The organism is Streptomyces sp. R35, from assembly GCF_041053035.1.
Classification (GTDB): domain Bacteria; phylum Actinomycetota; class Actinomycetes; order Streptomycetales; family Streptomycetaceae; genus Streptomyces; species Streptomyces lutosisoli.
On the sequence record NZ_CP163440.1, the window covers coordinates 1,391,524 to 1,414,876 of the forward strand.

The window sequence follows — 23,353 nt, forward strand, 5'->3', positions numbered from 1 at the left end:
GGCGGCACGATGACGGACGCGCGGATCGACTACGCGGCCATGTTCCGGGCCCTTCCCGGCATGGTGGCGCTCCTCACGCCCCAACTCGTGTACGCGGATGCCAACGACGAGTTCCTGCACATGACCGGGCGCACCCGGGAGCAGCTGGTCGGCCGCTACCTGTTCGATGTCTTCCCGGACAACCCGAACGACGCCACCGCGACGGGCATGCGCAACCTGGAGGCCTCGCTGCAACGGGTCCTGAGCACCGGTGAGCGCGACGCCATGGCCCTGCAGCGGTACGACGTCGAATACTCCGACCGGCCCGGAGAGTGGGAGGAGCGCTACTGGAGCCCGGTCAACGCGCCGGTGTACGGCCCCGACGGGAAGGTGGTGCTGCTGGTCCACCGGGTCGAGGAGGTCACCGAACTGATCCGGGCCCGCGGCGGCCCGAGCGGGAACCGCGCCCGGGTGCTCGAAGCCGAGCTGTACACACGCGCCCGCGAACTGCAGGACGTCAATGAACGTCTGCGTCAGGCCCACGCCCGCGAGCGCGAGGTGGCGCTCGCCTTGCAGAAAGCCATGCTGCCCGCCCCCCAGCAGTTGGGACACCACCGGACCGCCGTGCGCTACCGGCCCGCGGTGGGCGCGCTGAACGTGTGCGGGGACTGGTACGACCTGGTCGACCTCGTGGGCGGCAACCGTATCGGCGTGGCCGTGGGCGACGTGGTCGGCCACGGTCTGGAGGCCGCCGGCGTGATGGGCCAGCTGCGCAGCGCGCTCACCGCCGCCTCCCGCGTCGCCGAGGGCCCCGCCCAGGCCCTGAACGTCCTGGGACGGTACGCCCATGTGGTCGACGGCGCCGAATCGGCCACCGCGGTCACGACGTTCATCGACTTCGACCACCACACCATCACCTACAGCAGCGCCGGGCACCCCCCGCCCGCGCTGGTCCACGCCGACGGCCGTGTGGAGTTCCTCGACCAGGCCACCGACCCACCGCTCGACGCCCGTCCCGACCCGGTCCCCAGACCCCAGGCCACCACGACCTTCGCCGACGGCGCCACCGTCGTGCTGTACACCGACGGACTGATCGAACGCCGGGGCGAGGACATCGACACCGGCCTCGACCGCCTCGCCGCCGCCCTGCTCCGCCACCGGGACGCCGACCCGGAGACCCTCGCCGACGCCGTGCTCCTCGAACTGCTCCCGCCGGGGGGCGCCACCGACGACACCGCGCTGATCATCGTCCGCTTGTGACGGCGTAGTCGGCGTCGAATGGATGGATGCCGAGTTCCTACTCCATGCGGGCGACCGGCCACGACATGCGGTAACGAAGTGGTGACGTTACGGCATCCTGCCTGTTGGAAGGTCCCCGCCGAACAGGAGCCGGCATGCTTGTCACCCACCTTGCCCTGGTGTCCGAGAGCGACCAGATCACCCCGTCCCAGCTCAACCGGGTCGCCGCCGCGCTGCAGAAGCAGGCCATCCGGGACTTCGACCCGATCTGGAAGATCCCCGCCAGCGTCGACGCCTTCGACAAGCTCGACGACGTTCCGGTCGGCTACTGGCCCATGATCGTCCGTGATGACATCCAGCAGGCCGGAGCGGCCGGTGTCCACCTCGACAACAACGGCCAGCCCTTCTCGCTGATCGAGTACAGCGACAGCTGGTCGCTGACCGCCAGCCACGAGATGCTGGAGATGCTCGGCGACCCCGGCGGCAGCCGGCTGGTCGCCGGCCAGTCCCCCAAGCCCGGCCAGGGCGTGGTGGAGTTCCTGGTGGAGGTCGCGGATCCGTCGGAGGCGCCCGAGAACGGCTACACCATCAACGGCCTGCTGATGTCGGACTTCTTCACCCCGAACTTCTACGACCCGGTCGCCGCCCCCGGTGTGCGCTACAGCTTCACCGGCAAGCTGGACGGCCCGCGCAAGATCCTGCCCGGCGGCTACATCAGCTGGCACGACCCGGTCAGCGACCACTGGTGGCAGCAGATCTGGTTCGACAGCGACCAGCCCCGCTTCCGCGACCTGGGCCGACTGACCGCCCGCGCCGGCAGCCTGCGCTCGGCCATCGACTCCCGCACGGGGACCATCGCACGCATCGCCGCCAGTGGCCCTCAGTCCGATCGCTTCGCCGCCGCCCGCACTCTGACCGCCGCGGTGAAGGAGTCCACACAGTCCCGCGCCAACGGGTGGCGCAGCCGCGTCGACGAGCTTCAGGCCGGACCCGTCGTCGAAGGCACCTGGGAAGACGGCGATCAGGACAACGAGTAGGACAATTGGGGAGGACGACCGCACTCGGACCGCCCGGAACGGAGGTGCGCCGTGGCAGACGAGAACGTGGCAGACGAGAAGAACGACGGCAAGGACCGAGCCGACCACCTGCATGAGGTGATCGATCAGCTCGCGTCCGGACCGCCGGAGCATCCGGCCGGACCACCGGCGGATGCCGCCGACGCTCCCACGCGGCCCGGTGGTGAGAGCCTGCGCGAGGCCATCCATCGCCGTATGCACGAACTCGACTCCTCCGAGGACGAGCCGACGAGCAAGGAGCAGCCGGCGAAGCCGGACGACGAGACGTCCTGAGCCCTCACACGCTGATGTCGGCGGGGGCCACGGGTCCAAGGCGCAGCACCACAACGCCGCGCAGGTCCGAGGCCTCCGCTGCCGCGTGCTCCGGCAGCGCGGTCCTGCCCCTCACTCCGCTTCGCACGACCGCTCCGCTGCGAAGGCGGCGATGTCGGCGACGACGCGTTCGGGTTCTTCCCAGTGGACGACATGGCCTACGCCCTCGTACGTGAGAAGGCGCGCTCCGTGGATGGCGTCCAGGATGGTCTGCTGGTCGCCGCGCGGCAGGAAGTCGTCCTGGTCGCCCCAGATGACGAGCGTGGGCACCAGGATGCCTGCGAGGGTCGCGCGGAGATCGGCTTCGAGCAGACCGCTCAGGGTCTCTTTCCAGACGTGGGCGGGGACCTTGAGGCTTTCCTCGATCATGGTCTCCATGAGTCCCCTGGCGACCGGCCTGGCCACCATGCCGGCCAGGAACTCCTCGACGAACTCGCGGGGGACGGGATCGGAGAGGCCCTGCACCGTCTCCCGCATCGCCGTCACCGCCGGCTTGTCCTCGAGTGTGCCGGGGACGCCGATCAGTACCAGTCCCGCGATCCGGTCGGGGTGGCTGCCCGCGACCATGCGGGCGGGCACGCCGCCGCTGGAGGATCCGACGAGGAGGGCGCGTCGGATGTCGACGGCGTCGAGGAAGTCGACGAGATCGGAGGCGAAGTCCTCGGGGGCGTAGCCGTCGGGAGGGCGGTCGGCGTCGCCGTGGCCGCGCTGGGTGGGTGCGTAGCCGTGCAAGGAGGCCGGGAGGCGTCTGAGGAGGGGCTCGAAGGACCACCAGGAGTCGGCCAGCCCGTGCACGAAGACGACCGGTGTGCCGCTCGGGTACCCGGCTTCGCCATAGGGGAGGGTGAGCCCTTCCCGTACCTGCGCGGACTTCAGGGAGATCACGGTCACGACGCCCTGCCTCCTTCCGCTCGGCCGCCCGGGTCCGGGAACCGGAAGCGGACAGTGAGCGGCGATCACTTCCGACAGTACCGATCGGCAGCACGGCCCGCGCTGTGGCACGGGAGTCCGCCGACGGCACCGCCGGTGCGGCGTCGTACCGGCCCGAGACACCTCCCCGGGGCCCGGGGACCCCGGGGAGGTGTCTCAGGCCGCTCGGATGAAGCGGGTGAGCGCGGCGACGTACTGCTCTGGATGGGTGACGTGGGGGATGTGCCCCGCCCCTTCGAGGGTCTGCCGCTGTGCCTGTGGCAGGGCCGCGGCCAGCCGGTCGAGGACCGTGCTCAGCCACTGCGGACTCTCGGAGCCGCGGCTCAGCAGCACGGGCGCGGTGCAGCGCGCGAGGGCTGCCACGTCGAGCCGGTCCCAGTCCGGGTCGGACTGTTCGTCCAGCCAGGTGGGCGCGTTGTGCACGAATGTCTCGCGCGCCTGGGCGGGCAGCCGGTCCCACATGCCGGGTCCGAGTGCGACCTCCTCCACGAACTGCCGCGCGCCCTGCTCGTACTCGCCGTTGCGGAGATGGCCGAGGGCCGCATCGATCGAGGCTTTCGCCGGAGCCAGTTCCTTCATGGCGTCCGCGTCGTCGGCCACGAGCCCGACGAGCGGGGGCTCGTGGACCGTGATGGTGCGGAACAGCTCGGGGCGGCGTGCGGCCAGACCGAGCGTGATCGCAGCGCCGAAGGAGTTGCCGGCCACGTGCGCGGGCGCGGGTCCGAGCCGCTCGATCAGGGCCTCCAGGTCGTCCTCGTCCTGTCGGCGGGTGCCCTGGCCCGGCCCCGCCTCGCTCTGCCCGTGGCCACGGCGGTCGTAGCTGATCACCCGGAACGACGAACGGAAGTCGGCTTCGATCGCGGGCTGCCATGACGTGTGGTCGTTCCAGGAGCCGTGGACGAAGACGAGCGGATCCCCCTCCCCGGCGACCTGGTAGTAGAGGTTCAGGTCACCGGTACGAAGAAGCGGCATGCCGTGACTCCTCGGAGCGCGTGGGGTGACAGGGCTCGGGGACGGCCCGACGGGAGGTTCCCTTCAGTGTCCGGCGCGGTCACGGGCGCCGCAGCCAAAGCGTCGGACAGACGGCCCAACGCCTCGGGGCTCGCTCTCGGCGCCCGGGGTCCTCACGCCCGGCCGGTCAGGAACCAGTCGAGCGTCGACGTCAGTTCCGCCGGCTTCTCCACCGGAAGTTCGTGGCCGGCGTCCACAATGCGTACCACCGCGTCCGGGTAGGCCTTCGCCATCCGCAGCATCTGCGAGACGGGCAGCTGGATGTCATGGAAACCGTGCACCAGGAGGGTGGGAGCCGTGATCTCGCCGACGCGGTCCAGGACGTCGAAGTCGCGCATGGCGCCGTAGCAGGTCATCACCACCTCCTTGGGCGTCGCCGCGGAGGCCTTGATGTAGCCGCGGATCTCGTCGCGGGGGTAGCCGGGGGCGAACGCCCGCTGGATGTTGGCGGCGACGAACAGCTTGAACGGCACCAGAGTGGACACCGCCATCAGCAGGCCCCGCCCCCGGCTGTAGGTCATCCGGCTGATCGAGTCCACCAGCACCATGCGCTCGACCCGCTCGGGGTGGGCGAGGGCGAGGGTCTGCGAGATCATCCCGCCCATGGAGTGGCCGACCGGGACGAACCGGTCGACCTCCAGGTGGTCGAGGAGGGCGATGACGTCCTGGGCCAGCTCGTCGACCGCTCGCGCTCCCGCCCCGGTGCTCTCGCCGTGCCCGCGCAGGTCGAGCCGTATGACCCGCCGCTTGGACGCGAAGTGTGCCACCTGGTGGTCCCAGCGGTGCCGGTCGGCCGTCCAGCCGTGGATGAACACCAGGGGCACACCGTCACCGTCCCGGGGGCCCTCGTCGTCGTACGTCAGTGCTGCGCCGTCGACTTCGAGCTGCGGCATCGGTGCCTCCTGCGGTGCGGTCGGTTACTGACGCGTACGGTAACCGTCCGCCGGGGCCGCCGTCACCGTTGTGCGCCGAGGAAATCGAGGATGTGCCCGAACACGTCGAGGGCGGCGCCCCGGCCGAGGAACGTGTCGAGGTGGCCGTAGCCGGGGATCTCGGTGTACGTCACGTCCAACTGGGGCTGTCTGCGGGCGAGTACGTCGCGGCACAGCTTCTGGGAATCCAGCCACAGGCCGTTCTCGCTGCCTGCGAGCAGCAGGACGGGAGTGTCGATGCGGCCGGCGGCGTCCAGCGCGTTGGGCGGCAGCGCCCGGTAGCGGTGGTCGCCGTCGTGCCAGCGCACCACCGTGCGGGCCAGCTCGATGCGGCGCAGATGCGGCAGGATCCACAGCGGCGCGGGGCCGAGCAGCTCGGCGAGCCGTTGGTGGGTCGCCTCGGACAGGTGCTCGTGCACGAACAGTGAAGCGCCGGTACCCCAGGCCGAGTTGTGCAGGATCTGGCAGGTCGGATCCGGGCAGCTCGCCTTCCGGGAGGCCAGTGCGAACAGCGGGGTGTACTTCGACCAGAAGCCCACCGTGCGGAAGTCGACGGGGATGTGATCGATCCGGGACTTCAGCAGCTCCCCGGCCACCGACATCCGCAGCGAGGTGCGGCCCGCCAGCTTCGGCGTCAGGAACACCCCCTGCGACACCACACCCGCGAGCCCCGGCACCAGGCCCGCCGTCATGCTCAGCGACAGCGTGAGCGAGCCGATGCAGTGGGCGACCACGAACAGCGGCCGGTCGCCGATGCGTTGCCGGATGTGGGAGACGGCCTCCGGGATGTCGTACAGGGCGACATCGTCGTACGTGTACCTCTGGCCCGTCTCGTTGTACGGCAGCCGGCAGCTGCCTCGCCAGTCGAGCAGCCAGGGCTCGTAGCCGTCGTCGAGGAGGACGTCGACCAGGTTGCGGGTCTCGGGCAGCAGGAACATGTCGGCGGAGGCGGTGTGCCCGTGCAGGAGCAGTACGGCGGGCCGGTCCGGCTCGCCGCTGTCGATACGGGTCAGGCCGAGGCGTACGCCGTCGCCCGCCCGGAAGGGGATCTCCTCGACCGTCGCCGGATCGAGGCGGTGGCGAAGGGGACGCAGGGCCGCGGTGGTCCTGACCTTGCGGATCGCGGGCCTGGTACGGGAGTTGGTCGTCCTGAGGATCATCGGGGGTGCTCCGAGGGGGTCTGGGTGCGGCGCAGGTCGAGGAGGTCGGCCGCGGCCCGGGCGAAGGGGCCGAGCAGGCCGCGGCCCATCTCCAGGCCGAACCAGGCGAGCCAGGTCAGCTTGGCGGCCCGCTTCTCCTGGCTGGTCAGGCGCGGGTCGACCTTGATGCCGTCGATCTGGTCACGTATGTAGCTGTCGGCGGGCACGACGACCTCGCCGGCCAGCGCTGCCGGTTCGCCCTCGCGGCCGATCTCGACCGTCAGCGCGCGGGTCTGCCGCCAGACGTCACGGCGGGCCCGGGCGTGCTTGTTGCCCTCGAGCCACCAGCGTCCGCCGTCGGCGTCGACCAACGACAGCCGGTAGGTGAGGAGTTGGTGCCGCAGACCGTGCTGGTGCGGGATGCCCTCCTCGGGGCGGATCCAGACGTCGCCGCGCTCGACGACCAGGGGTTCGGCGTGCACCGCCGGGCATGTCAGCTCACCGCTGACGTCCACCCGGCGCTCCTTCACCAACTGGTACATGCTCGCGATGGAGAGGGTGAGCGCCATCGAGCAGGGGGTGTCGGCAGGGGCTCCGACCGGGCCGACGCCGCCCTCGGTCGTCTCGGAGAACCACAGGTACGGCTGGTCGTCCTTGTGCGGCAGCCGGGCCAGGCCGTCCTGGGCGAGCCGCTCGAACGTCTTCAGCTGGGCCTGGGCGTCGTAGCGGGCCGCCGGCGGGAGCCCGAGCGCCTCGACGAGCGCGGCGGTACGGTCGTCGGTGGCCGCCGGGCCCTTCAGTGTCGCCTCGCACAGCTTGAGGGCGGTGGGGCTCTGCAACACCCGGGCCAGGAAGCCCAGTTCGGGCACGGGTTCGGCTTCCAGACGGGCCAGGGCGTCGGTGCGCCACTCGTCCCAGTCCTGTACGCGCACATGCATGCCGCCGAACGCCATGTCCCGTACGACGTCGTCGAGGGTGTTGGGTACGCCGGTGAGGTGGTAGTCGTAGCCCCACGCGTCGGGTTCGCAGATGACGCCGACCGCGACCCGGCTCACCCAGTCGACCGGGGCCGCGTTCAGATAGTGGAAGGCGGGCACGGTACGGAAGCGGCCGAAGGCCGAGATGAGGCCGCTGCTGAGGTCCTGCGGGTTGTAGGCGCCGGTCCTGGTGTGGCCGCCGATGCCACCGGGGCGCATGGCCGTGACGATCAGACCGTGGTCGCGAGCCCGGCGCAGCGCGACCTCGGCGGCCCACTTCGTCTGGTCGTAGCCCGCGATGAGGCGGTCGACGTGGGCGAACGGGTCGTCCTCGCCCATGGCGGTGATGCCGACCTCGTTGAAGACGGCGATCGAGGAGATGTGGTGCAGCGGCTTGGGCCGGCCGGTCGCCGCCAGTTCGGCGAGGGTCAGTGAGCCGATGACATTGCTCTGCCTGAGCGACTGGTAGCCGCGTAGGAAGTCCACGGCCGCCGCCACGCCGACCACGCTGTCCAGCTCGTGGGCGAGCGTGTTCCACAGCTCGTCGGACAGGCCCAGGTGCGGGCGCCTGATGTCGCCGGGGAGCACGGTCACCCGGCGGCGCACCTCCGACGACCAGGGCAGCCGGTAGCTCTTGAGCGCGTCGCCGAGCCGGGCGGTGGCCGCCTCCTCGTCGGCGGCGCGGACCAGGCAGTAGACGTGGGCGTCGCTGTGCCGCAGCAGGTCGAGGAGCATATGGCTGCCGAGGAAGCCGGTGGCGCCGGTCAGCAGGATCCGGCGGGGCGGCAACGGCTCGGGCGTGCTGGTCCAGGGCAGACGGTCGGCGAGGGAGAGGTCGGCCAGGATCTGGTCGAGGTCCTCGGGGCGGGCCGTGGAGTAGGGGGTGTCGCTGTTGCCCGGCCGGATCGTGATCGCCGTCGCGGGTGGGGTGCGGGGGGCCGGGACGGGAAGGGTGCCCGGGGCGGCGGCCGGGCGGGTGCCCGCGGCGGAGAGCGGAAGGGTGCCCGGGGTAGAGAGCGGAAGCGTGCCCGGGGTGGGCGAGGTGCCGGCCGCGGTGGTTGTCGGCGCCCGAGTCGCCGCGGCCGGCGAGGTTCCTGACGTGGCCGGGGCCGAGGTCGCCACGGTTCCCGCAGGGAACGCCCGGGCCGAGAGGACCGCGGTGGCCCCCGCGGTCGACAGCCAGCGCTGGGCGAGGCTGCGTGGCCGGGCGTCGGCGAACACGTCGTCCAGGCTGATCTCCAGGCCCAGTTCGCGTTCCAGCTCCGCGACGAGTTCTACGGCGCCGACGGAACTGCCACCGGCGTCGAAGAAGTCGGCGTCGGGCGAGAGGTGCCCCTCGGGCAGGTGTGGGCCCGCCGCGGCGGCGATGGCGGCGGCCAGCCCGTCCACGTCCGGGGCCACGGGAGCCTGGGCGTTACGGGAACCGGGATCCGAACCGGCGTCAGGGCCGGTCGGCGAGGGCGCCTCGGGCGTCCTGACCTTGGCCAGCAGGGCGTCCACGCCGAGCCCGCCGCCGCCCCGCTCGATCGACTCGCCGGTCGCCCGCTGTCCGGCGTACGCCGGCGCGGCCTCGTTCACATCACGCATGAGAGCCCTTCACTCTGTGCACTGTCCACTCGCTCACTGCCACTGCTTCCCATCCCTCAGGGCCACCGCCACAGGTCGCGGCCGACCCGCTTCCCACCCGCTCACCGCCGCCGCCAGGAGCGGAAGGCCCGTAGCTGTTCCGGCGTGACCACGCTCTCCAGAAGCTGGTCGTCCTGGTCGCCGCCGCCGAGCGCGGCCAGCAGCCGGCGGGCCGGCACGTTGCGCGGGGTGCGCTCCGCCGTCAGCCGGACCTTGGCGCAGCCCAGCTGGTCGGCGCGGTCGGCCAGCCACTGCAACAGGCGTTCCTCGACGCCTCGGCCGAGTGCCCGGCAGCTCATCAGCCAGGCCAGGACGTCGAGTTGGTCGCCGTCCCGGCGGACGGCGAGCAGGCCGATCTGGCCGTAGTCGCCGAACCGGTCCCGGGCCGCCGCCGTCCACACCTCGCCGTTCTCCCGCCACCGGGCGAGATCTCCGCCGTCGGCCGACCGGGCGCGAAGGGTGAACTGGTTGGTACGACGGACGAGTTGCCCGGCCCGCTCGACGTCGGCCTCGGAGAGGGCCCTGATGTCGACGTCGAGTTCCAGGTGGGCGAGGAACTCCTCGAATCCGGCCTCCTCGGATCCGGCCTGTTCGCGTGCGGCGTCCCGTTCCCGCTCCTGCTCGTAGAACTGTGCCCGCAGTCCGTCCTCGGCCGTCGCCGCGGCCGGTACCAGCGGCCACAACCGGCCCAGGAACTCCTCCAGTTCGGCCGTCGGCGGGCAGGTCACCGACAGCACCTCCGGCAGCGCGGACCGCACTCCCGCGATCTCGACCGGGTTGTCGTCGAGGAACAGGAAGCTGTCCGGACCGAGGTTGAGCGTGCGTGCCGCCTCGGCCAGCCGGCCCGGCTTCGGGCCCCAGGCCGCGGAGAGCACGCTGAAGTGCTCCGCCTTCAACAGGCTGTCGGGGCGGTCCAGGACGGCCCGTACCGTGTCCTCGTCGTTGTTGCTGACCAGCGCCAGCAGCGCGCCCGCGGCACGCCACCGCAGCAGCAGCCGCGCGAGCAGGGCACGCGGGCCGGTCAGGTCCACCGCGTCCGGGCCGATCTCCCCGGCCACCCCGCCCCACAGGGTCTCGTCGCCGTCCACCGCGATCACCTTGGGCGCGGGGCGCCGCACCGCTCGTACGACCTCGGCGAGACGCAGGGCCACCGCCGCCTGGAAGTGCGGGGTGAAGGGGAGGTGGGCCAGCCGCTCGGTCCGCTCGTCGAAGCGTTCCTCGACGGCGTGGTACCGGGTCCAGTCGTCAGGTCGCAGCACCGCGATGCCGGGCAACTCCGCCAGCTCGTCGGCGATTTCGCGCTCCCAGCGCGCCAGGCGGTCCTCCGCTCGCGCGGACGGCAGGAAGCCGACGATCAGCGGCTTGCGGGTCCGCTCGGACAGGGCCCGCAGCGCGGCCGGGTACTCGGTGCGCAGTTCGGCGAGCAGTACGTCGTCCACCGGGCCGAACCGTTCCAGGTCCGCCGCGCGCAGCAGCACCACACCCATCGCCGTGGCGGGGTCGGCGAAGACGCTCGAAGGGTCGCGCAGGCTTGCGAGGACCTGGTGGTACGGGGCTTCCGCGACCGTCAGGCCGCCGTCGTCCCGCGCGCCCTCCTCGACCGCCGCCTCACAGAGCAGCGGCAGATTGCCGAGGGCGAAGGTGGCGGCGAGCGCGAGCGAGCGGCGCGGGGAGGGGCCGGCCTCCTCAGACATCGCTGGGACCGTCTCGACCATCGCGTCCGTCGCGTGGGTCGTGTCCGTCGTGTCCGTCGTGTCCGTCGTTGTACGGACCGGCGTCCCCGGATCCTCCACAGCCTCCGCAAGCGATCGCAGGAACTCCTCCCCCAGCCCGGTGGAGGTCGCCGCGTCCAGGATGTCCAGGTTGTGATCCAGCCGGATCCGGCCCGCGTCCGGGGTCATGGTGATCATCAGGTCGAGGTCGGAGTAGCCCGTCCCGACCGGCAGCACCTCCAGGTGGGTGAGGCGGCCCGCTGAGGAGCGTACGAAGTTGAAGTACACCTCCACCAGCGGCGCGTTCGCCCGGTACAGCCCCTGCCGGGCCAGCGTCGACAGCACGTCCGAGAACATGGCTCCCCTGTCGAGGACCCGGTCGAGGCGGCCGTCGGTGCGGCGCAGTACGTCCTCGATCCGCTCGCCCGCCCGGGCCTCGGCCGGGAACGGCACCGGCACTCCGAAGAAGCCCACCGCGTCGTACGCGTCGGCGTGGATACGCGTGTCCACGGGCACGGCGAGCACGAAGCGCTCCCGTTCCCGCATCCTGGCCAGCAGCACGATCAGGGTGCCGAGGCAGAAGGCGGCGGGCGTGATGGCGAGCCTGCTCGCGGCTGCCGAGACCCGTTCCATGAGCCCGTCGGGGATCGTGACGGTCACGCTGCCCGCCCGGTACGAGCGTGCTGCCGGGCGCGGCCCGGCGAGCGTCAGGTCCAGTCGTGCGCTGCCGTGGAAGGCCTCGCGCCATTCGGCCGCGCCCTCGCTGGAGGCGGCGTCGGCCTGCTGGGGTCGCTGGGCCTCGATCAGCTGGTCGATGTCGCGGTTGGTGACGGCGTCGCCGAGGGAGGTGCCGGACAGTTCGGCGTCGATCTCCCCTGCCACGAGCAGCAGCGACTGCAGATCGCTCACGGCGTGGTGCGCGCCGAACACCAGGATCTGGCCCCGGGATTCGGCGTCGAGCAGCTCGAACCGCCACAGCGACGGTTTCGCCAGGTCGAACGGCGGCTCCAGCAGCCCGCGCAGCCGGTCGGCGGCGTCGAGTTCGACGTCGGGGGCCACGTCCGTCCAGTGCAGCAGCGGCTCGGCCGGCTCCCGTTCCACCCGCAACTCCCGTTCGCCTCCGGTGCCGTTGACGATCGCGGTGCGCAGGGCCGCGTGCCGGCCCGCGAGCCTGGTGAGGATGCCGGAGAGCGTCTCGTGGGTGGTCGGCGTGGTGAGCCGTACGGCCAGCCCGATGCCGTGCGCGGCGTCCGGCATACCCGGCTGGGCGCTGCGCAGCAGCCGTACGACGTCGCGGGTCGCGGGCCGCAGTTCGCTCTCGGGCACTTCGGCGGTGCTGTCGGCCGGCTCCCTCTCGGGCCGCGCCACGGTGTCCCGCTCGGGCAGGGCCTCGCCGAGGGTCCGTGCGAGGCCGCGGATGTCGGACGCCGAGAACACCGCGGCGGCCGGGAGTTCGGCGCCCAGTTCACGGGCGAAGGCGTTGCGCAGCCGGACCAGCATGAGGGAGTCGAGGCCGAGTTCCTTCAGGGCCGTGGTCGCGGACACGTCCACCGCGCCTCCGGAGACCTCACTGACCCTGGCGCGTACGTACGCTTCGAGCCATACCGCGCGGTCGTGGTCCGTGGTCGCAGCGAACACCTTCTTGACGAGACCGTCCGAGTCCGCCGTACCCGTCGGGGCGGTGATCAGGTCGCCCAGGATCGGGCGGGTGCGTGCCGCGTCCGGGTCGAGGGCCAGCATCTCCCAGTCCAGGGCGAGGGGGGCGAGCTGGCGGCGGGCGGTGGTCAGTACCCGGTCGAACAGCTCACCGCCGTCCTGCGGGGAGAACGCGACCAGACCGGACCGGCTGGTCTCGGCGGCCCGGGTGCCGGACTCGGCGACCATGCCCACGCCCGTCCAGGCGCCCCAGTCCAGGCTGAGCGCCCGTCGGCCGGCATGGGCGAGGTGGTGCGCCCAGGCGTCGAGGAAGGCGTTCGCCGCCGAGTACGGGCTCTGCCCGGCGGAGCCGAGGACACCGGCCGCCGAGGCGAAGAGGACGAGGTTCTCGGCCTCCGGGATCAGCTCGGTGAGCAGGGTGGTGCCCAGGACCTTCGGGGCGAGCACGCGCAGGGCCCGTTCGTCGGTCAGGTTCGCCACCGTGGCGTCGTCGAGGACACCGGCCGCGTGGACGACACCGGCGATCGGGCCGGCCGCACGACGTACGGCGTCCAGGGCGGCCGTCAGCCCTTCGCGGTCGGCGACGTCGGCGCGGGCGAGGTGCACGGAGACGCCCTGCTCTTCGAGGTCCCTGATCCAGTGCGCCGCGTCCACGCCGGGCGTACCTCGGCTCATCAGGGCCAGTCGGCGGGCGCCGCGGCGGACCAGTCGCTCGGCGACGACGCGGCCGAGGCCGCCCAGACCTCCGGTGATCAGGTACACGCCGTCCGGGGTGATGTCGCCGTGACCGCCGTCGTCGGGGTGGGTGCGGGCCAGCCGCGGCACCAGACGGCCCGACTCCCGCAGCGCGACCAGCCGTTCGTCGTCCGCGTGCCGCAATTGCGTCCACAGGGCGTCGACGCCGTCCGTGGCAGGCAGGTCGATCAGTGTGGTCGACAGCTCCGGATACTCCTGCGCCACGGCGAGGCCGAAGCCCCAGCCGAGCGCCTGCTGAGGGTGCGTCACCTGCGTGCTGTCACCGGCGGCCTGGCTGCCCCGTACGACGACGAACAGGCGGGGAGCCCGGCCCCGCGGGCGGTCGGCGAGCGTCCGCACCAGATGCAGGGTGCTCAGGCAGCACAGCCGTGCGGCCTCCTCGGCCGTACGGGCGTCCTCGATCGCCGGGGCGTCGAGTGCGGACAGCTGGACCACCTGTTCGGGCAGTCCGTCCGGGAACGCCTCGTCGAGGAGACGGGCCAGCTGGTGCGGATCGGCCGGGTCGAGGACGTAGCGGCCGGGACCCTCCACGGCGAAGGTCTCACCCCTGCGGGCGATCACCTGCGGCACCATCGAGCCGAGGCGCTCGCCGAGTTCGGCGGCCACGCCGGTGTTGTCGGCCAGGATCAGCCAACTGCCGTTCGCCGAGGGCTCCTTCGCGGCCGGGCGGGGCTGCCAGCGGGTCTCGAAGAGCGCGCCGTTCAGGGGTGAGAGCGCGGCCAGTTCGAACTCCTCGGCCTCCAGGACCAGTTGGTCGTTCTCGTCCCAGAGCCGCAGGTCCAGGGTCGCGGCGTCGCCGGCCGCGGAACGCAGCTCGCAGGTCACCCACGCGGGCGTGGTGCGCAGCCCGGTGAAACGCAGTCGTCCGACGCCGGCGGGCACGAACGCCCGGCCTTCGGGGGCGGCGCCGGGCAGGGCGGCCGTGTGGAAGGCGGCGTCGAGGACCGCGGGGTGCAGCAGATGACCGGCGGCGGGCGTCCGGGCCAGCCGGCCGAGTGCCGCCCTGTCCGTACGACGGCCTTCTTCCAGGCCCCGGAAGGCCGGGCCGTAGTCGATGCCCAGGGCAGCGAGCCCGGCGTAGACGGCCGACAGCTCGACCTCTTCGTCGCAACGGTCGCGGAGGACGGCGAGCCGCTCGCCCGCACCGGACACGGGTTCGGCTGTGCCGGCGACACGTCCGCTGACGTGCCGCTCCCACCGCGTGCCCCGCTCTCCGGCGGTCGCCGAGGCGATGGTGAACTCGCGGCTGCCGTTCTCGGCGGGCCGCAGGGCCAGTTGCAGCCGTACGGGCTTCTCCGCGTCCAGACACAGCGGCTGCACGAACCTGACCTCGGTCAGCCGCACTTCGCCGCCGCCCTGGAGCGCGGACGCGGCCTCCAGAGCCATGTCGAGGAAGGCGGCGCCGGGCAGCCAGACCTCACCGGTGACCCGGTGGTCGGTGAGATAGGCGAAGCGGCTGTCGCGCAGGTCGATGTCGGTCTGGAAGAGGTGCCGGTCGGCTTCGTCGCTGGCCTCGATGTGCGTGCCGAGGAGTGGTGAACCGCCGGCCGTCCCGGTGGCCGGGGCGGGTGCGAGCCAGTGGCGTTCGCGGGCGAAGGCGTACGTGGGCAGGTCGACCCGGCGGCCCCGCGGGAACAGCACCGGCCAGTCGGGGGTGTGCCCGGCCACGTACAACTCCCCCAGCCTGCGCAGCAGGACATCGCTCCCGTCCTGCTGCCGGCGCAGCGAGCCGATGCCGACCGCGTCGATCCCGGCCTCGGCCGCCACCGCCTCGATCGACGAGATGAGCGACGGGTGCGGGCTCAGCTCGACGAAGTAGCGGTAGCCGTCGTCCAGCATCCGTCGGACGGTGTCCGCGAAGCGGACGGGCTCCCTGAGGTTCGCGTACCAGTAGTCGGCGTCCAGCCGGTCCCCGGACAGGGGTTCGGCCAGCACCGCCGAGTACAGCGGTGTCGGCGTGCGGGTCCCCCGGATGCCGGAGAAGCGGTCGAGCAGCTCTTCGCGGAGCGGGTCCATCAAGGGGGTGTGCGAGGCGAAGGGAGTCGACAGCGGCCGTGCGGGGATTCCCTGCTCGTCGAGGTGGTGGCGCAGTGCGGCCAGCGCGTCGGCCTCGCCGGAGACGGCCGTGGAGGTGGCGCTGTTGACCGCGGCGACGAACAGGCGGTCCGCGTACGGCGCGAGCAGCTCCTCGACGCGCGCGGGCGGCAGTCCCACGGACAGCATGCCGCCCTTGCCCGCCAGCGGTACGACCGCCTGGGCGCGCCCGGTCACCACGGTCACGGCGTCGTCCAGGGTGAGGGCGCCCGCGCTGTAGGCGGCGGCGATCTCGCCCAGGCTGTGCCCGACCACGGCGTCCGGGGCGATGCCGAGCGCACGCCAGGCGGCGGCAAGCGCCGCGTTGACCGCGAAGAGCACCGGCTGCAGGAACTCGGTCCGGCCGAGCGGGGTGAATTCCTCAGGCGCCCGCAGCGCGTTGAGCACGGACCAGCCGACCCGGCGGCGCACAGCTTCGTCGATGCGGGCCAGCTCCGTGCGGAACGTGTCCGAGCCCGCCATCAACTCCACGGCCATGCCCGGCCATTGACCGCCGTGTCCGGCGAAGACGAAGGCCACCTTGCCCGTCCGCTCCTCGCGGGGCGCAGCGAGGGGCGCCCGTCCGCGCGCCAACGCGGCGAGCCGGTCCCGCAGTTCGTCCCGGTCACCCGCCACGATCGCCGCACGCCGTTCGAAGTGGCTGCGGTGCCGCGCCAGGGTGTGGGCGACGTCCGGCAGGGCGGTGTCCTCGGTCACGTGCTGGGCCAGCCGCGCGGCCTGCCCCCGGAGGGCGGCCTCACTGCGGCCGGACAGCACGAACATCCGCTTTCCCGGCGGTAGTTCGTCCGCCGGCTGCGCGTCGGCCGGCGGGGCCTCCTCCACGATCACATGCGCGTTGGTTCCGCTGATCCCGAAGGCGCTCACTCCGGCCCGTCGTATGCGCTGCGGCGACGACGGCCAGACCGCCGTCTCGTGCAGCAGGTGCAGCCCGCTGCCGTCCCAGTCGACGTGCCTGCTGGGCGTGTCGGCGTGCAGGGTGCGCGGCAGGGTCCGGTGGCGCAGCGACTGCACCACCTTGATCAGCCCGACCACACCCGAAGCCGCCTGCGTGTGCCCGATGTTGGACTTGAGCGAACCCAGGTGCAGCGGGCGGTCCTGCGGGCGCGAGTCACCGAAGACCTCCGACAGGGCGTTCGCCTCGATCGGGTCGCCCAGTGTCGTGCCCGTGCCGTGCGCCTCCACGTAGTCGATGTCGGCGGGCTCCAGCCCGGACAGCTCCAGCGCCCGCCGGATGACCCGCTCCTGTGCCGGACCGTTCGGCGCGGACATACCCTGGCTGCGGCCGTCCTGGTTCATGGCCGTGCCGCGCAGCACGGCCAGTACCTCGTCACCGTCACGCCGCGCGTCACTCAGCCGCTTCAGTACGACCATGCCCGCGCCCTCGGCCCAGATGGCGCCGTCGGCGTCGTCGGAGAAGGAGCGGCAGCGGCCGGTCGGCGACAGGCCCCGCAGCCGGCTGAACTCCACGAAGGTGCCCGGCGTCACCATCACCGTCACACCGCCGGCGAGCGCCAGGTCGCACTCGCCCGACCGCAGCGCGTGCGCGGCCAGGTGCAGCGCGACCAGCGACGACGAGCAGGCCGTGTCGACCGTCAGCGCCGGGCCGGTGAGCCCCAGCGTGTACGCGAGCCGTCCCGAGGCCACGCTCAGCGCCGATCCCGTACCGACGTACCCGTCCAGCTGGTCGAGCCGGGATCCCGACAGATAGTCGCTGCCGAACATGCCGACGTACACACCGGTGGTGCTGCCCGCGAGATCGTCGGGCACGATCCCGGCGCGCTCCAGCGCCTCCCAGGCCGTCTCCAGCAGCAGGCGCTGCTGCGGGTCCATGGCGGCCGCTTCCTTCGGGGTGATCCCGAAGAAGCCCGCGTCGAAGGACTCCAGGTCGTCGTCGCTCAGGAAGCCGCCTTCGCGGGCGTACGACTTGCCCAGGGCGTCCGGGTCGGGGTCGTACAGCGCCTCCACGTCCCAGCGTCCCGCCGGGAACGGGCCCACCGCGTCGCGGCCCTCCGCGACCAGGCGCCACAGGTCCTCCGGGTCGCTGACGCCGCCCGGCAGACGGCAGGCCATGGCCACCAGGGCCACCGGCTCGTCAGCCGCGGACGCAGCCGTGCGGGTGGGCTGCTTTCGGGGAGCGGTGCGGCGGATCGTGCGGCCGCCGGTCGCGAGGGCGGTGGTCAGCAGGTACTCGGCCAGCCGGGCCGCGGTGGGGTGGTCGAACAGCAGGGTGGCGGGGAGCTTGGCGCCGATGCGGGTGCCGATGCGGGTGCGGAGTTCGACCGCCGTCACCGAGTCCATGCCGAGTTCGCGCAGCGGCTGGTCGGGGCGGACGGAGTCGGCCGAGCGCAGGCCGAGGGCGCGGGAGGCCTCCTCGCGGACCAGGGACAGGACGCGTTCGGAGCGTTCGGTCTCAGGGAGCCGGGCCAGCCGGTCCGCCAGGCCGTCGCCGGTGTCCCGGCCGGTGCGGGGAGCGGGGAGCAGTGAGCGCCACAGCGCCGCCGTACCGTCGTCCGCGGCCGCCGTGTGGTCGCGCAGCCGGGGCAGGTCCAGGGCCCAGGCGACCAGATGCGGTGTGCCTCGTCGCAGGGCGAGTCCGACGAGATCGCGGCCCTGGTCGGGGGTGAGCGCGCGGTGGCCGAGGCGAGCCATCCGCTCCAGGTCGGCGTGTTCGGCGGCTAGGCCCTCACCCGCCCACGCGCCGAAGGAGACCGAGACGCCGGGCAGGCCCAGGGCCCGCCGATGGTGGGCCAGTTGGTCGAGGAAGACGTTGGCCGCCGCGTAGTTGCCCTGACCGGCGTTGCCGACGACACCGGCGGCCGAGGAGACCAGCAGGAAGAGGTCGAGCGGTGTGTCGGCGGTCAGCCGGTGGAGGTGGGCGGCGCCGTCGACCTTGGGGCGCAGTACCCGCGCGAGGCGTTCGGGCGTCAGCTCGGCGACCACCCCGTCGGCGAGGACGCCGGCGCAGTGCACGACGCCGCGCAGCGGCAACTCGTCACCGATACGGCCGAGTACGTCGGCCAGCCCGGACGCGTCCGCGATGTCGCAGGCCGCGACCTCCACCTCGGCGCCGAGCGCGGTCAGTTCGGCGATGACCTCGTCGGTGCGCGGATCGTCGGATCCCTGACGAGACGTCAGCAGCAGCCGGGGTACGCCATGTTCGGCGAGGAGCCGGGCGATGTTCCGGCCGACGGCACCGAGACCGCCGGTGATCAGGACGGTGCCGTCGGTGGGTACGAGGGCGGGGCGGCCACCGGGTGCGAGGGTCTCCTGGGACAGCACCGGTTGAAGGGTCGCGTCCGCAGGGTTCCGCAACGCGTCCTGGGCACGGGCCCGCACCAGCCGCGGCACGAGCAACGCACTGGCACGGATGGCGAGTTCGGGTTCGCCGGCGTACGCGACGGCGGCCGCCAGAGCGTCGGCGGGATCCGAGCCTTCCAGGTCGAGCAGGGTCAGCCCGAGGTCCGGGTGTTCGGCGCGGGCGCTGCGGGCCAGGCCCCAGAGCACCGACTGGGCGAGGCCGGGCACGGTGTCCCGTTCGTCGGCCGCGATCGCGCCGCGCGTCACCCATACGGTCCGGGCGGGCGCCTCGTCCTGCGGGAGAGCGATCAGCGCATGGAGTTCGGCCAGGGCCGTGGCCGCCAACTCCTGTGCCACGGCGGCCGGTTCGGCATCCGCCGCCGGGCACGGCCAGAACCGTACGACGACGTCGGCGCCCGTCTCGCGCACCTGGATCCCCGCCGCTTCGAGGCCGCGCAAGGCCGCGGCGAGCTCCGGATCCGAGGGGTCGCCGAGGACGGTCCACGCGGTGCCCGGTGACTCGGCGGGCTCTTCGCCCACGGCCGTCCACACCACCTCGTACAGGTGCCGGGCGTTCTCAGAGGCGCCGTTCAGGTCCGCCGGGTCCGCGGCCCGCAGCCGTACGCCCTCCAGGCGGCCCGCCGGGAGACCGTCCGCGTCCCACAGCGTCACGTCCAGCGTGAGGTCGGTGCCGGAGCCGCCCGTGCGCCGTACGGACGCGGTGAGGTCGGTCGCGCCACCGGGCGGCAGGACGCAGCGGCCCACCGCGACCGGCAGCAGAACCCGCCCGTCGGAGGCGTCGAACGCGGCGGCCACTTGCAGTGCGGCGTCCAGGAGTGCCGGGTGGACGGGGTACGGGTCGGTCACATCACGCGCCACGGACGGCAACGAGAGCCGGGCGAGCAGCGCGCCGTCGCCGGTCGTGACGGCCGACCGTACGCCCTGGAAGGCGGGGCCGTAGCCGAGGCCGAGCGCGGTGAGCCGCTCGTATGTCCGATCGGTCCAGGCCGGTTCGGCCGCCTCGGGCCAGACCGGTGGCCGGCCCGCCGTCAGCGGGGCGGGTTCGGCCGCCGACGCGGTGGCGTGCAGGGTCCAGCCCATGGCCTCCTGACCGCGCGGACGGCTGTGCACGGTGATCTCCAGTACAGGACCGGCGGTGACCACCTCGACGGACACCTCGGCAGTGCCGGACTGAGGCAGGGTGAGAGGCGCGAGGAGGAGCAGGTCGGTGACGTCGCCGGGATCGTCCGGGCGGGCCACGGCGAGCGCGGCGCGGCACAGCTCCATCAGCGTCGTGCCCGACACCACGGTCCGCCCGAACACGGCGTGGTCGGGCAGCCAGTCGGCGGTGGCCGGGGACCACTCGTTGCGGAAGGTCCAGCGGGTCTCGTCCGCCGACTGGAGCTGGACACCGAGCAGCGGGTGCGCGGCGCGGTCGAAGAGGCCGGGGGCGCCGGAAGCGGACTCGGGCTCGATCCAGTGGCGTTGCGGGTCCCAGGCGTACGTCGGCAGGTCCGCCGGTGCGGTGTCGGGGACCAGGCGGCGCCAGTCGATCTTCCGCCCGTGGACATGGAGTTCGGCGGCGGCCCGGTCCAGGCACGCGGAACCGTCCTCGTCGCGGCGCAGCGATCCGACGGCGACCAGATCCTCGTGACCGGAGTCCTCGGCGACGGTACGCAGGGCGGTGACGAGGGAGGGATGGGGGCTGAGTTCGACGAAGTAGCGGTAGCCGTCGGCCGCCATGCGCTCCACGGTGGGCGCGAAGCGGACGGGTTCGCGGAGGTTGGTGTACCAGTAGCCGGCCTCCAGTTCCTCGGTGACCGGCTCACCGGTGACCGTGGAGTACCAGGCCACGGACGTGGGGCAGGTGGTGACGCCGTCGAGTTCGTCGAGGATGGTGGCCCGGACCGCTTCGACCTGGGCGCTGTGGGAGGCGTAGTCGACGTCGAGGCGGCGGGTGAACACCAGCTCGCGGTCGAGTGCGGCCAACAAGGCTTCCAGCGGCTCCACTTCACCGGCGATCACCGTCGAGCGGCCGCTGTTCACGGCGGCGACGGACACCCGGCCGGCGAGGCCGGCTTCGGCGAGGCGGGCCTCGACCTCGGTGTGCGGCAGGGCGACGACCGCCATGGTGCCGGTGCCGGACAGCTCGGTCAGGGCCTGGCTGCGCAGGGCCACCACGGCCGCCGCGTCGTTGAGGCTGAGCGCCCCGGCGACGCAGGCCGCGGCGACCTCGCCCTGGCTGTGCCCGATCACCGCGTCCGGCCGTACGCCACGGGCCCGCCACACCGCGGCCAGCGACACCATCACGGCGAAGAGGACCGGCTGCACGACGTCCACACGGTCCAGGGGCGGGACGCCCCCGTCGCCGCGCAGAACAGCGGCCACCGACCAGGTGGTGAACGGGCGCAGGGCGGCGTCGCAGCGGTCGAGTTCGTCCGCGAACACCGGGTCACGGTCGAGCAGATCGCGGGCCATACCGGTCCACTGGGCACCCTGGCCCGGGAAGACGAAGGCCAACTTGCCTGGGGGGAGGGTCTGTTGGGGGCCTACGACGACGGCGCCAGTGCCGGTGTCGGTGCCGGTGTCGGGCTGTGCCTCGGCGAGTCCGCGCAGCGCGGTCAGCAGTTCGTCGCGGTTGCCCGCCTGGACGACGGCTCGGTGCTCGAAGTGCGTGCGGTGGTGGGTCAGCGTTCCTGCCACGGTCGGCAGGGTCAACTCGGGCTGCCCGGCGAGTAGTTCGTGGAGGCGGGCGGCCTGCCCCTGGAGGGCTGGGAGGGTCCGGGCGGAGAGCGGGAACAGGGTCTTTCCGGGCAGCTCTGCGGTGGGCTCTCGGGTCGGCTCTCCAGGCAACTCTGCGGTCGGTTCTCCGGACAGCTCCGCGGGCAGCGCTTCGCCGGCCGGCCGCGCCAGGTCCTCCGACGCCTCCTCCAGCACGACATGCGCGTTCGTACCGCTGATCCCGAAGGCACTCACGCCGGCCCGCCGCACCCGGTCGCCGCCGCGCGGCCACGCCTGGGCACCGTTGTGCACACGCAGGCCGCCGCCCGCCCAGTCGACGTGTTCGGTCACGGTGTCGGCGTGCAGCGAGGCCGGGAGCAGCTCGTGGCCGAGGGCCAGGACGGTCTTGATGACGCCGCCGATGCCGGCCGCGGCCTGGGTGTGGCCGATGTTCGACTTCAGCGAGCCGACGCCGAGCGGCCGGTCGGCGGGGCGTCCCGGACCGAACACGGATGCCAGCGCCCGGCCCTCGATCGGGTCGCCGAGCCGTGTGCCCGTGCCGTGCGCCTCGACGTGGTCCAGGTCGTCCGGCCGGAGCCCTGCGGCGTCGAGGGCCGCGCGCAACACCCGTTCCTGCGCGGGACCGTTGGGGGCACTGAGGCCCTGGCTGCGGCCGTCCTGGTTGATCGCGGAGCCCTTGACGACCGCGAGGACCCGGTCGCCGTCCCGGCGTGCGTCCGCGAGCCGCTTGAGCAGCACCAGACCGCAGCCCTCGGCCCACACCACGCCGTCCGCGTCGGCCGAGAAGGGGCTGCACCGCCCGGACGGCGACAGCCCGCGCAGCCTGCTGAACTCGACGTGCCCACGCGGTGTCACCAGAAGCGTCGCGCCACCGGCCAGCGCCAGGTCGCACTCACCGCTCACCAGCGCCCGCGCGGCCAGGTGCAGGGCGACGAGGGAGGAGGAGCAAGCGGTGTCGACGGTGACCGCCGGGCCCTGGAGACCGAGGGTGTAGGCGATGCGCCCGGAGGCCACGCTGGACGCCGAGCCCGTGCCGACATGCCCGTCGAGCTGGCCCAGCGCCGCCGAGGCCAGGTATCCGCTGTCGTACAGGCCGATGTAGACGCCTGTGGAGCTGCCGTTCAGCGTCTCCGGGACGATCCCGGCGCGCTCGATCGTCTCCCAGGTGGTCTGGAGCAGCAGCCGCTGCTGCGGGTCCATGGCCGCGGCCTCGCGCGGCGAGATCCCGAAGAAGGGCGCGTCGAAGCGGTCGATGTCGGCCAGGAAGCCGCCGCGCAGGGTGTAGGCCTTGCCGGTGGCCTCCGGGTCGGGGTCGTAGAGCCCCTGAGTGTCCCAACGGCCCGCGGGCACCTCGGTGATGGCGTCCTCGCCCGCGGCCAGCAGCCGCCAGAGCGCTTCGGGGTCGTCGGCGCCGCCGGGAAAGCGGCAGGCCATGGAGATGATGGCAATGTCGTCGTCGGCCCGTCCGACGGCTCGTGCGGCCGGGTTCGCGGGCGCCTGGTCCGCCGCGTGGGCGACGGCGGGCCGTTCACCGAAGACCGCCTCGGCGAGTTCCGCGATCGTGGGGTGGTCGAAAACAAGAGACGGCTCCAGAGGCCGCCCGATCCGCTCCGAGAGGCCGGCGGCCAGTGTCACCAACTGCCGTGATCCCAGACCGAATTCGGCGATCGGCCGCTCCGGGTCGACGGCCGGCGGGTCGATCCCGGCCTCCTCGGCGACAGCCGCCGCCAGCCAGGCCCGCACACCCTCGGAGGTCGTGACGGACATCTCGGGGAACTGCTTCGGGGACTCGTTCGCAGGCATCTGGAAAAGGTGTCCTCGTGAACTCGTGAACTCGGGCTCAGGCGATTTCCGTACGGCCGATACGGGCGATGC

At 72.8% G+C, this 23,353-nt stretch carries 9 protein-coding genes; 3 read left to right on the top strand and 6 right to left on the bottom strand.

The genetic code is table 11. The features are described from left to right. Window positions 1-9 precede the first annotated feature (9 nt). The 3 genes from AB5J50_RS06770 to AB5J50_RS06780 all read left to right on the top strand — a co-directional run bounded on the left by AB5J50_RS06770 (window position 10) and on the right by AB5J50_RS06780 (window position 2,567). A complete protein-coding gene (locus AB5J50_RS06770; RefSeq protein WP_369255843.1) occupies window positions 10-1,239 on the top strand; it encodes a PP2C family protein-serine/threonine phosphatase in 1,230 nt (409 codons plus the stop codon). Between the two features lie 134 nt (window positions 1,240-1,373). Then, a complete protein-coding gene (locus tag AB5J50_RS06775; RefSeq protein WP_327426709.1) occupies window positions 1,374-2,255 on the top strand; it encodes a hypothetical protein in 882 nt (293 codons plus the stop codon). A 51-nt stretch (window positions 2,256-2,306) separates the two neighbouring features. After that, window positions 2,307-2,567 (top strand): hypothetical protein, encoded by a 261-nt coding sequence (locus AB5J50_RS06780; RefSeq protein WP_369255845.1) that lies wholly within the window; start codon window positions 2,307-2,309, stop codon window positions 2,565-2,567. Between the two features lie 111 nt (window positions 2,568-2,678). Here the strand turns inward: AB5J50_RS06780 and AB5J50_RS06785 are convergent, their stop codons facing one another. The 6 genes from AB5J50_RS06785 to AB5J50_RS06810 all read right to left on the bottom strand — a co-directional run bounded on the left by AB5J50_RS06785 (window position 2,679) and on the right by AB5J50_RS06810 (window position 23,281). Continuing rightward, window positions 2,679-3,497, bottom strand: a complete 819-nt coding sequence (locus AB5J50_RS06785; RefSeq protein WP_369255847.1) for an alpha/beta fold hydrolase — start codon at window positions 3,495-3,497, stop codon at window positions 2,679-2,681. A gap of 195 nt (window positions 3,498-3,692) precedes the next feature. Then, window positions 3,693-4,508: an alpha/beta fold hydrolase gene (locus AB5J50_RS06790; RefSeq protein ID WP_369255849.1), complete on the bottom strand. Its 816-nt coding sequence runs from the start codon at window positions 4,506-4,508 to the stop codon at window positions 3,693-3,695. Window positions 4,509-4,660: 152 nt separating this feature from the next. Beyond that, window positions 4,661-5,440 carry an alpha/beta fold hydrolase gene (locus AB5J50_RS06795; RefSeq protein WP_369255851.1) on the bottom strand — a complete coding sequence of 260 codons (780 nt, stop codon included), beginning with the start codon at window positions 5,438-5,440 and terminating at the stop codon, window positions 4,661-4,663. 62 nt (window positions 5,441-5,502) lie between these two features. Beyond that, on the bottom strand, window positions 5,503-6,639 hold the full coding sequence (locus AB5J50_RS06800) for an alpha/beta hydrolase (protein WP_369255853.1): 1,137 nt from the start codon (window positions 6,637-6,639) through the stop codon (window positions 5,503-5,505). Next, the gene (locus tag AB5J50_RS06805; RefSeq protein WP_369255855.1) at window positions 6,636-9,182 is read right to left on the bottom strand and encodes a thioester reductase domain-containing protein; all 2,547 of its coding nucleotides are present in this window, start codon (window positions 9,180-9,182) and stop codon (window positions 6,636-6,638) included. The genes AB5J50_RS06800 and AB5J50_RS06805 overlap by 4 nt, the downstream gene beginning before the upstream one ends. A 101-nt stretch (window positions 9,183-9,283) precedes the next feature. Beyond that, the gene (locus tag AB5J50_RS06810) at window positions 9,284-23,281 is read right to left on the bottom strand and encodes an SDR family NAD(P)-dependent oxidoreductase (protein ID WP_369255857.1); all 13,998 of its coding nucleotides are present in this window, start codon (window positions 23,279-23,281) and stop codon (window positions 9,284-9,286) included. Window positions 23,282-23,353: the final 72 nt, after the last annotated feature.